This is a genomic window from Pseudoxanthomonas sp., assembly GCF_002863005.1.
Taxonomy (GTDB): domain Bacteria; phylum Pseudomonadota; class Gammaproteobacteria; order Xanthomonadales; family Xanthomonadaceae; genus Pseudoxanthomonas_A.
Window position 1 is genome coordinate 1 of the sequence record NZ_PKDG01000054.1, and the last position, 10,679, is coordinate 10,679.

The 10,679-nt window shown below is 66.3% G+C and carries 9 protein-coding genes and 1 pseudogene; 9 read left to right on the forward strand and 1 reads right to left on the reverse strand.

Features of this window, described 5'->3' with window-relative positions; genetic code table 11:
* The 5 genes from CYU89_RS18010 to CYU89_RS18030 all read left to right on the forward strand — a co-directional run.
* The coding region (locus CYU89_RS18010) for a hypothetical protein (RefSeq protein WP_296282912.1) at window positions 1-453 on the forward strand (453 nt) is incomplete at its 5' end.
* Between the two features lie 32 nt (window positions 454-485).
* A complete protein-coding gene (locus CYU89_RS18015; RefSeq protein ID WP_296282913.1) occupies window positions 486-2,636 on the forward strand; it encodes a 2Fe-2S iron-sulfur cluster-binding protein in 2,151 nt (716 codons plus the stop codon).
* The gene (locus CYU89_RS18020) at window positions 2,637-3,326 is read left to right on the forward strand and encodes a hypothetical protein (RefSeq protein ID WP_003292130.1); all 690 of its coding nucleotides are present in this window, start codon (window positions 2,637-2,639) and stop codon (window positions 3,324-3,326) included.
* Window positions 3,323-4,126: a cytochrome c3 family protein gene (locus tag CYU89_RS18025; protein WP_014159572.1), complete on the forward strand. Its 804-nt coding sequence runs from the start codon at window positions 3,323-3,325 to the stop codon at window positions 4,124-4,126. Before CYU89_RS18020 ends, CYU89_RS18025 begins: the two co-directional genes overlap by 4 nt.
* Window positions 4,127-4,138: 12 nt before the next feature.
* A complete protein-coding gene (locus CYU89_RS18030) occupies window positions 4,139-4,522 on the forward strand; it encodes a DUF1622 domain-containing protein (protein ID WP_066923461.1) in 384 nt (127 codons plus the stop codon).
* 114 nt (window positions 4,523-4,636) lie between these two features.
* Here CYU89_RS18030 and CYU89_RS18035 read toward each other — a convergent pair whose 3' ends face one another.
* Complete coding sequence (locus tag CYU89_RS18035; RefSeq protein WP_296282914.1) at window positions 4,637-4,840, reverse strand: heavy-metal-associated domain-containing protein; 204 nt, start codon at window positions 4,838-4,840, stop codon at window positions 4,637-4,639.
* A 151-nt stretch (window positions 4,841-4,991) separates the two neighbouring features.
* Between CYU89_RS18035 and CYU89_RS18040 the strand changes: the two genes are divergently transcribed.
* The 4 genes and pseudogenes from CYU89_RS18040 to CYU89_RS18055 all read left to right on the forward strand — a co-directional run.
* Window positions 4,992-7,559 (forward strand): heavy metal translocating P-type ATPase, encoded by a 2,568-nt coding sequence (locus CYU89_RS18040; RefSeq protein ID WP_043290895.1) that lies wholly within the window; start codon window positions 4,992-4,994, stop codon window positions 7,557-7,559.
* On the forward strand, window positions 7,556-8,029 hold the full coding sequence (gene cueR / locus CYU89_RS18045; protein WP_296282915.1) for a Cu(I)-responsive transcriptional regulator: 474 nt from the start codon (window positions 7,556-7,558) through the stop codon (window positions 8,027-8,029). The genes CYU89_RS18040 and cueR overlap by 4 nt, the downstream gene beginning before the upstream one ends.
* 342 nt (window positions 8,030-8,371) lie before the next feature.
* On the forward strand, window positions 8,372-10,207 hold the full coding sequence (locus tag CYU89_RS18050) for a copper resistance system multicopper oxidase (RefSeq protein WP_296282916.1): 1,836 nt from the start codon (window positions 8,372-8,374) through the stop codon (window positions 10,205-10,207).
* Between the two features lie 161 nt (window positions 10,208-10,368).
* Window positions 10,369-10,679, forward strand: a pseudogene (locus CYU89_RS18055) (copper resistance protein B); the annotation flags it as partial.

Below are 10,679 nucleotides of genomic sequence, written 5' to 3' on the forward strand. Positions count from 1 at the left end.
GCTGATGATGACATGCACAAGAAGGATGCCATGCCAGGCGCCATGGGGCAGCAGCCCGCCAGCACCCCGGCGGCACCTCACGCTCCAGCGGCGCACCCTACCGATCCGAAGTCCCCTGCTTCTCAGAATGCGCCCGCAACGCCCGATGCCATGGCCACGCACATGGAGGAGATGGCAGCCATGATGCGCGAACGGGGGCAAGCCATGGAGGCCATGGGCCGACAGATGCAGGAAGGCAGCATGCAGATGCATCAGCAGGCCATGGCGATGAAGGCTGGCGATGCCTCCGCGCATAAGGACATGGACATGCCCGCCACGATGCAGCACATGCAGCAGATGAAGGAGGACATGGAGCACTGCGAGATGCAGATGCAGAAGGTCGACGCCACCATGCAGAAGATGGATTCGAGCATGGGCGGGGGCATGGCCAAGAAGAAGATGGGCCATATGTAGCGGAGGCCGCCGCGGTGCTGACGGAAGGCTTCGTGGGGTGGAAGCGAGTCGCCGCCCTGGCCACGCTGGCGATGCTGCTGGCTCATGGAGCGGCCGGCGCTCAGTCGGCTGCTGATCCACACGCAGCCCATCCGCCAGACAAGACCGGCGGCACGACGGCTGCGCAGCCGGACGCTGCCGGCACGTCATCGGCCCGGGACAGCGGCTCGATGGCTGGTATGCCGATGGGCACCACGCCGCCGGCTGGCGCGCCGATGGGCGATGACGATCACGCCGCGCATCATCCGGACAAGGCCGGAAGCATGGCGGTACCGCAGCCGGCGCCAGCCGATGGCATGCCGGCGCAAAGCAGCAGCCCGATGAACGGCATGCCGATGAGCGCCACACCGCCGGCTGACGCATCGGCGGGCGATGACGATCACGCCGCGCATCACCCGGACGCGACTGCCAGCATGCCGGCTTCGAGTGGTGCATCGATGGCCGGTTCCATGGGCGGCATGATGGACGACATGATGCGCGGCTGCCGCGGAGACGAGTGCGGTCGGGATCGGCGCCTCAACAAGCTGCTGTATCCGCAGCTGATGGCGCTGCCGGATCTACCGCCGGAGCGGCGCGCGAGCGTTGAGCAGCTCGCCCACCACCGGATGCACGAAGGGATCCAGCTATTGGCGTCCCTGTCGTCGGAGGCGTCGCACGCGGTCCAGCGCAACGACTACGGCGGCCTGCAGGAAGCATCCGACCGCATGCGCGTGGCCTGGGGCGAATTCGACAGCGGCTTGTCGGCCTACCGCGCACTGGCCGAAGGACAGGCGCCGCGGGGGATCGCGCTGGCGTGGTTCCGGCGCGAGATGAACCTGACCGATCCCCTGACCACGGCCCCGGCGCACGGCGTCTTCGGCCTGTCGGGCTTCCACTACTTCACGATGGCGTTGCTGCTGGCCTTTGCGCTGCTGGCCGCCTGGATGTACGTGGCGCGAACCCGACGCACGAATGCGGTCCTCGCCACGTTGCGCACCGGGGCACCGGTGCCTCCGGCCCCCGCCGCTGCGCCTCGTTCCGGTGTGGCGCCGGCCCCCGCGGCGCCCGTGTCTCCGGGCGTGCCGGCCGAGGGCGAGCCGCAGGCACGCGCACCCGTGTCCACCATGGGCGGCTGGGTGGGCAAGCTGCGGGTCGCACGCGTCTTCCAGGAGACGCCCAAGGTCAAGACGTTTCGGCTGGCGCCAGTGGAGGGCGTGGGTGCGCTGCCGTTCGAGTTCGAGCCCGGCCAGTTCCTCACGCTTTCGGTGCATTCAGGCGGGAACCAGGTCAAGCGCTCGTATTCGATCGCTTCATCGCCATGCTGCCACGGCTGGTGCGACCTGACGGTCAAGCACGAAAGCGGCGGCATCGTCTCGGGTTACCTGCACGAGCAGGTGAAGGAAGGCGATCTCCTCGATGCGTCCGGCCCCTACGGCCGCTTCACCTTCCGCGGCGTCGAGTCCGACAGTGTCGTGTTCCTGGGCGGCGGCGTCGGCATCACGCCGCTGATGAGTTCCATCCGCTACCTGACCGACCAGAGCTGGAACGGCCGGATCGACCTGGTCTACGCCTGCAAGGACCTGGAAAGCGTGATCTTCCGCGACGAGCTGAATCAACTCGCCCGCCGGCATCCGAACCTGCATGTGTCCATCGTGCTGAGCGACGAGTCATCGGCGGCATGGACCGGCCCGCGTGGGTTCATCACCGCCGAACTGCTGGGGCAGATTCCGCAGATCCGTTCGCGCCGCATCCACTTGTGCGGTCCGCCGGTGATGATGGACGCGGTCCGCAACGAACTGGGCAAGCTGGGCATCGACCTGGCGTCGGTTCATTCCGAGCTGTTCCTGAGCCCCTCCAGGACAGTGCCTCCCGGCCCGGAGGTGTCGGCGGGCGACACGGCGACGGCCGTCACCTGCAGCTTCGAGCGGTCCGGAAAAAAGGCGCCGCTGGCGGCCGGCCAGACCGTTCTCGAGGCCGCCGAAGAGGTCGGCGTTCCGATCGAATATGCCTGCCGGCAGGGTTACTGCGGCCTCTGCAAGATCAAGCTGCTGTCGGGCGAGGTCACCATGGACGTGGACGACAGCCTGACGCCACTCGATCGTTCCTCGGGCGTGATCCTGGCCTGCCAGGCGAAAGCGTCGGCCGATATCTCGGTGGATGCGTAGATGCGCAACCAGGATCGCATCATCGCGACGATCATCTTCTCGATGCTGGTGGTCCTGTGGCTGGGTTTCCTGGTGCACCGCTCTTCCTTCTTCGCCGGAAGCCTCCTGGGTGGCGTGTTCGGCGTCGTAGGCGCGGCGTTCATGCTCGTCCCGCTCACCTACACCGTAATCAAGCGCAGCGCTACGCTGCGCCGCGCATTCACCAGGAAGCATGGCTTCGGCGCATTGCTGCAGGCGCACGTCTATTTCGGCTTGGTAGGCGCGCTGTTGGCCATCCTCCATAGCGGGCACAAGTTCCAGAGTGCGCTCGGCGTCGCGCTGACGGCATCGATGCTGCTGAGCGTGCTCACTGGGTTCATCGGCCAGCATTACCTGCGCTACGTCGCGGAGAACATCCGCGAGAAGAAGGCGCAGATCGACGGGCTGTGGCGCCTTCTGGATGGGCAGTACTGGGCCTACGCGCAAGGACCAACAGCGGGCGTTGCCGGTACGCCCAAGGCCAGCGCCGAACTGCTGCCACTGGCATCCGCCGCCGCCGATCTGCAGTACTCGATCCAGTTCCAGGAGCGGGTGCGCAGGCTGTTCAACGCCTGGCTGTCGGCACACATCGCGTTCTCGATCATCTTCTATCTTCTGCTGGCGTTGCATATCTGGGCTGGCATCTACTTCGGGTTGCGGTGGTTCAGATGAGTCGAAAGGGAAAGATCCTCGCCGCGCTGCTCGCGGTCCTGGCGCCGGTGTCGGCAGTCGCACTGTGGACATACCTTCCGCAAATGCAGCGCGCCGCGACGTGGCAGAACATGGCCTCTCCGGGCCCCCTGTCCAGCGCACATGCGTTTCTCAAAGAGGACTGTGCGGCGTGCCACACGCCGGTGAAGGGCGTGGAGGACGCGACTTGCGTGGCCTGCCATGCAAACGAGACCGTCCTGGTCCAGCGACAACCGACGGCATTCCATGCCGACATCGCCGGCTCGAACAACTGCGTGGCCTGCCACAAGGAACACGACGCCGGCCGCAGCCTGCGTGGTATGGACCATGCGGCTTTGACCGACATCATCGTGCGATGGCTCGATCGGGCCCCGGAGGGTCATGAGGGGGCGGTGCTGCTCGCGCACCTCAAGGCACACCGGCCCGAGGCGCTGCCGGGCAACCTCTCGCTTGCCAACGGCATGACTTACAAGGAGACGCTGCTGGACTGTGCGAGCTGCCACAAGACCACCGACCCGCACGTCCAGGTCTTCGGAAACGACTGCGCGACATGCCACGGCACGACCACATGGTCGATTGCCGAGTACCGGCATCCACCGCCGAGTTCCACCGAGTGCGGCCAGTGCCACCTCGCGCCGCTCAGCCACTACAAGGAGCACTTCGGAATGATGTCCAAGCCGATAGCGGGTGTCAGGAATGCGGAACCTGAGCAGTGCTATCTCTGCCACCAGACCACTTCATGGAACGACATCCGGGGTGTAGGGATCTACGATCACCATTGACCGGATATGCCGATGAGCGCTGATTTGCCACATGCGGCGATCGGGATCGCGGTCGCGGGATTCGAGTTGTTCGGCGTCGGGGTCATCACCCTGGGCAGCGTGTTGGCTTGCGGCCGATTCGCCTTCATCCACAAGGGGTTCGAACTGACGGCGCGATATCACTCCCTGCGGCAGGAGCTCGGCGGCGCGATCGTACTGGGCCTGGAATTTCTCGTGGCCGCCGACATCATCCGAACCGTTACGATCGATCCCTCGCTGCAGGGCGTCGCGATCCTTGCGCTGATCGTGCTGATCCGAACCTTTTTGAGCGTCGCACTTCAAATCGAGATCGAGAGAGGATGGTCGTGGCGGCGCAATCGACCCTCCCCGCCCGACCACCCGAGTACCTGCAACTGAGTGGTCGGGCCGGTCAGTTCAAGAACGGCTTCGTCCGACGACCGCACTGGCCGAGAACCTGGTCGCTTGACCCTGACGATCAACGAGGCCTGAACGAGGCCGCCAGGCGGTGCTTCACGGAGCGATCCAAACCGCCTGGTAGCCGGACTTGGTCAGTGTGGCCTCGACGATCTCACGGGGCTGGTTGGAGACGACCTGCACCCGTCGGGCAGGAACATCGGCGTGAACCCGCGCAGCCGGGTCGACGGACTGGATGGCGCGCGTGACGCCTCGGACGCAGCCGCCGCAAGTCATGTTCTGGATGTGGAACGTCTGCATGGGACAACTCCTGTTGGTTTGCGTACGGCTATCATGGACCTTGCCATCGTTGGAAGGTCAAGGGTTCACAGGCCGGCCGCGCAAGCGTTGACCTTCCCACCGTGGTAAGCCACAGACTCGGCCATCGACCCCATCGTACGGCGAGATGAACATGGATTCCCCTTCACAAGACGCCTCCCTCCGACTGGAGGCGGTGCGCCTACCCATCGCGGGAATGCGCGGCACTTCCTGCGCCGGCCGGATCGAGCAGGCACTGAGGGCCGTCCCCGGCGTTCACGGTGCGAGCGTCGATCCCGCATCCGGATGGGCCGACGTGCAGACCGTGGCACCGGCCGACCACCGGACACTGGCCCGGGCCATCGAGAGGGCGGGCTATGCGGTTCCGATCATCAAGACCGAACTCGCCATCGAGGGCATGACCTGCGCGTCCTGCGTCGGACGTGTGGAGCGCGCACTGCGTACCGTCCCCGGCGTGACGGCGGCACGCGTCAACCTGGCGACAGAGCGCGCAGTCGTGGAAGGGGGTGTGGACGCCAGGTTGCTGATCCAGGCCATCGACGACGCGGGATACGCGGCGCGGCCGATCGACCGGGCGTCCTCGCGCGAGGCCGATGACGCGGTCCGCAAGGACGCCGAGCAGGCGGCCCTGAAACGCGCCGTGGCCGTGTCCATCGCGCTGACCTTGCCGGTGGTTGTGCTGGAGATGGGTGCGCACCTCGTTCCCGGCGTGCATCACCTGATCAACCGCACCCTCGGCATGCAGTGGAACTGGGTCATCCAGTTCGCGCTGACGACACTGGTGATCCTCGGGCCGGGCCGGCGCTTCTACCAGCATGGCTTTCCCGCGCTGTTCCGCCTGGCGCCGGACATGAACTCGCTGGTCGCGGTCGGTACCCTGGCGGCTTACGCCTACTCGCTGGTTGCGACCTTCATGCCTGCGCTGTTGCCCGCGGAAGCGGTCAACGTCTACTACGAGGCGGCGGCCGTCATCGTCACTTTGATTCTCATCGGCCGCTTTCTGGAAGCGCGGGCCAGGGGGCGCGCCTCCCAGGCGATCCAGCGGCTGATTGGGTTGCAGGCGCGGACCGCGCGAGTGCGCCGTGACGAGGAGACGGCCGAGATCGCCTTCGGCAACGTCGTGCCGGGGGATATTGTCGAAGTGCGACCGGGCGAACGTGTTCCGGTCGACGGCGAGGTGATCGATGGCGACAGCTACGTCGATGAGTCCATGATCACCGGCGAGCCGGTGCCGGTGGCAAAGACCGCCGGCAGCGCGGTGGTCGGCGGTACGGTCAACCAGAACGGCGCGCTGGCTTTCCGTGCAACCGCGGTAGGCGAGGCCACGGTACTCTCCCGGATCATCCGCATGGTGGAGGAAGCGCAGGGCTCCAAGCTGCCGATCCAGGCACTGGTCGACAAGGTGACGTTGTGGTTCGTCCCGGTCGTGATCGGTGTGGCGCTGCTGACGTTCCTCGTCTGGCTCGCCTTCGGCCCGGCACCGGCGCTGACGTTCGCGCTGGTCAATGCCGTCGCCGTGCTGATCATCGCTTGTCCCTGCGCCATGGGGCTGGCCACGCCCACGTCGATCATGGTCGGCACCGGGCGCGGCGCCGAAATGGGCGTGTTGTTCCGCAAGGGCGAAGCCTTGCAGTGGCTCAAGGATGCGAAGGTCATCGCACTGGACAAGACCGGCACGCTGACCGAAGGCCGGCCGGTGCTCACCGATCTGGAACTGGCCGAAGGCTTCGATCGCGCGCAGGTACTGGCGCGGATCGCGGCCGTCGAGGCGAAGTCGGAACACCCCGTCGGCCATGCCATCGTAGAAGCCGCCCAAGCCCAAGGCCTGACCTTGCCGGCGGTCGCTGGCTTCAGGTCCGAGACCGGGTTCGGCGTCGAGGCGATGGTGGACGGAGTGAGTATCCAGATCGGCGCCGACCGTTACATGCACCGGCTGGGCCTGGATGTGGCCACCTTTTCCGGTATCGCGGAGCGGCTGGGCGACGAGGGCAAGTCGCCGCTCTACGCCGCGATCGACGGAAAGCTCGCGGCCGTCATCGCCGTTGCCGATCCGATCAAGGACACCACGCCCGAGGCCATCGCCGCGCTGCACGCGCTGGGCCTCAAGGTCGCCATGATCACCGGCGACAATCGGCGCACAGCCGAGGCCATCGCCCGCCGTCTCGGCATCGACGAGGTGGTCGCCGAGGTGCTTCCGAAAGGCAAGATCGAGACGGTGCGCCGTCTCAGGGCCGTTCACGGCCATCTGGTGTTCGTGGGTGACGGCATCAATGATGCGCCGGCCCTGGCCGAGGCCGACGTGGGCATCGCCATCGGCACGGGCACCGACATCGCGATCGAGGCGGCCGACGTGGTGCTGATGTCGGGCAGCCTCAAGGGCGTGCCCAACGCCATCGCCCTGTCGAAGGGGACGATCCGCAACATCCGGCAGAATCTGTTCTGGGCGTTCGGCTACAACGCCGCCCTGATCCCGGTCGCCGCTGGCGTGCTCTATCCGGCCTACGGCGTCCTGCTCTCGCCAGTGTTGGCGGCAGGCGCCATGGCGTTGTCGAGCGTCTTCGTCCTCGGCAACGCCCTCAGGCTGCGGCGGTTCCATCCGCCCGTGGCGTCCGCGGTGACTGGCCGGCCCGATGTTTCGGGAGAGGCCGTCGCGTCCGCCGGCCACGGTGCGACCGGGTCGGTCGAAAGGAGGATGACGTGAACATCGGTCAAGCAGCGAACGCTTCAGGGGTATCGGCCAAGATGATCCGCTACTACGAGGCGACCGGTTTGATCCCGGCGGCCAGCCGCACGGACGCAGGCTACCGGAACTACACAGAGAACGACGTGCACGTACTGCGCTTCGTGCGGCGGGCGCGGGATCTGGGGTTTTCCGTCGCCGAGATCGATGGCCTGCTGCAGCTCTGGCGGAACCGCCGCCGGCGCAGTGCGGACGTCAAGCGCATCGCCCTGGGCCATATCGAAGATCTGCGGCAACGGATCGCGGACATGCAGGAGATGGCTGGCACGCTCCAGCAACTGGTGATGGGCTGCTCGGGAGACGATCGGCCCGATTGCCCGATCCTGGCCGATCTGGAACAGCCATCGGCAGCGGCGGCGGGAGAACCCAAACGCCGACGTGGCGCGGTCGATGAGCCTGGGGTCCGGAAGCGCAAGATCCCGCGCAGGTAGAACGGACCCGCGATAGGTCTTGCGACCCGCTGGCCGAGCGGGAATGACATTGCAATGACGGGAATGTAATGGACGGGTCATCCCGGCGAAAGTGACCTCCTCCTAAGCTGGCCGTGATGACGCGAGTTTCATGGCCATGTGCTCGATCCCGACCGTTGCATGATTCCTGAGTCCCTTATCCATTGGGAATTCCGGCCACTGCCGCGGCGCTCGTCTTGCGCACGCTGAACGGCATCCGTCCCCACGATGGCGTCTCCGGCGTCGCGGGTTCCCATCGCCTGGATCGTGGCGATGAACCGGGCGCCCTTGCGGCCAGCCCCTACCGATCATAGGAGATCATGCATGCGATCCAGACCTTCAGGTGCGAACGTCGAAGAACAACGCCTGCTTTCCCGAAGGCAGTTCGTTCAAGGGTTGGCGGCGGGGGGGGCGGTGCTGGGCCTGGGGCTGTGGCCGAAGCAAAGCTGGGCACTACGCTCTCCGGGCCAGCTCGAAGTTCTCGCCGGCACGCAGTTTGACCTGAGCGTGGGCGAGACCGCGGTCAACTACACGGGCAAGACGCGGCCCGCCATCACCGTCAACGGTTCGGTGCCCGCACCGATCCTGCGCTGGCGCGAAGGCACGCGGGTGCAGCTGCGGGTCCGCAACGACCTGCCCCCAGGCTCGATCCACGGTGACTCCACGTCGATCCACTGGCACGGCATCCTGCTGCCGGCGAACATGGATGGTGTGCCCGGTCTCAGCTTCGATGGCATCGGCCGTGGCGAGAGCTACCTGTACGAGTTCGATGTTCGCCAGGGCGGCACCTACTGGTACCACAGCCACTCCGGCTTCCAGGAACAGGGCGGCATGTACGGGCCGCTGATCATCGATCCCATCGCACCCGAGCCGTTCTCCTACGACCGCGACTACGTGGTGTTCCTGTCCGACTGGACCGACATGGATCCTGCGCGTCTGTTCGCCCGCCTGAAGAAGTTGTCGGTGTACGACAACTACTACCAGCGGACGGTAGGGGACTTCTTCCGCGACGTAAGCAACGACGGGCTGCGTGCGACCCTGAGCGACCGCGCGGCCTGGGGCCGCATGCGGATGACGCCCACCGACCTGTCGGACGTCAACGCGCACACCTACACCTACCTGATGAACGGCACCACTTCGCTGGGCAACTGGACCGGCCTGTTCCGCAGCGGCGAGAAGATCCGGCTGCGCTTCATCAACGGCTCGGCGATGAGCTACTTCGATGTGCGCATCCCGGGCCTGAAGATGACGGTGGTCGAGGTCGACGGCCAGTACGTCCATCCGCTGACGGTGGACGAGATCCGCATCGCCACCGCCGAGACCTTCGACGTGATCGTCGAACCGACCGGCCAGGACGCTTTCACGATCTTCGCCCAGGATTCCGCGCGCACCGGCTACGTTAGCGGCACGCTCGCGGTCCGCGAGGGCTTGCGTGCCCCGGTGCCGGCGGTGGACCCGCGGCCGCTGCTGACCATGGCCGACATGGGGCATGGCGGCCACGGCGCCCATTCAGGGCTGGCAGTTCCCTCGGCTGATCCACATGCCGGGCATGGCGCCGTGCCGGCGCCGGACCCGCACGCCGGCCACGGGGCTCCAGCCGCACAAGGCGCGCACGCCGGGCATGGAAGCGGCGGCATGCAGACGCATCCGGCCAGTGAAACGGGCAATCCCCTGGTGGACATGCAGACCATGACGCCAGAGCCGCGACTGTCCGATCCGGGCATCGGCCTGCGCGGCAACGGTCGCACCGTGGCGACGTACGCCGACCTGAAGAGCCTGTTTGAGGACCCCGACGGCCGCGAGCCGGGGCGCACGGTGGAGCTGCACCTGACCGGCCACATGGAGCGTTTCGCCTGGTCGTTCGACGGGATCAAGTTCGCCGACGCCGCGCCGCTGCGCCTCAACTACGGCGAGCGCATGCGCATCGTGCTGGTGAACGACACCATGATGTCGCATCCGATCCATCTGCATGGCGTGTGGAGCGACCTGGAGGACGAACAGGGCAACTTCCATCTGCGCAAGCACACCGTGGACATGCCGCCGGGCACGAAGCGCAGCTACCGGGTGCGCGCCGATGCACTCGGTCGCTGGGCCTACCACTGCCATCTCTTCTTCCACATGGAGTCTGGAATGTTCCGGGAAGTGAGGGTCGAAGAATGAGGAGCCCAACGAAAACGATGCTGTGGGCTGGGCTGGCCGTCGTCCTGTCGCTCCCTGTCGGCGCCTACGCGCAGCACGCCGGACATGGCCAGCCTGCGACGTCAAGTGCGACGACGGACCGGCAGGAAGAAGATGCGACGACGCAGCCTCCCCATGCCGGCATGGATCATTCGAAGCGTTCGCAGGAGACCCATTCCGAGCACGCCGGCAGTGGTGACGACCACGCGCAGATGGATCATGGACAACAGGACCGTCCGCAGGTCGACCACTCCCAGATGGACCATTCCGAGATGGACCATTCCGAGATGGGGAACCCCGCCCTGCCACGCGAACCCATCCCTCCTCTCACCGATGCCGATCGCTCGGCGGCGTTCCCGTTGCTGAAGGATTACCACAAGCACGGCACCAGCCTGAACTCGTTCTGGCTCATGGACCAGTTGGAAGGGGCGAACACGGATGAAGGCAGGGAGAT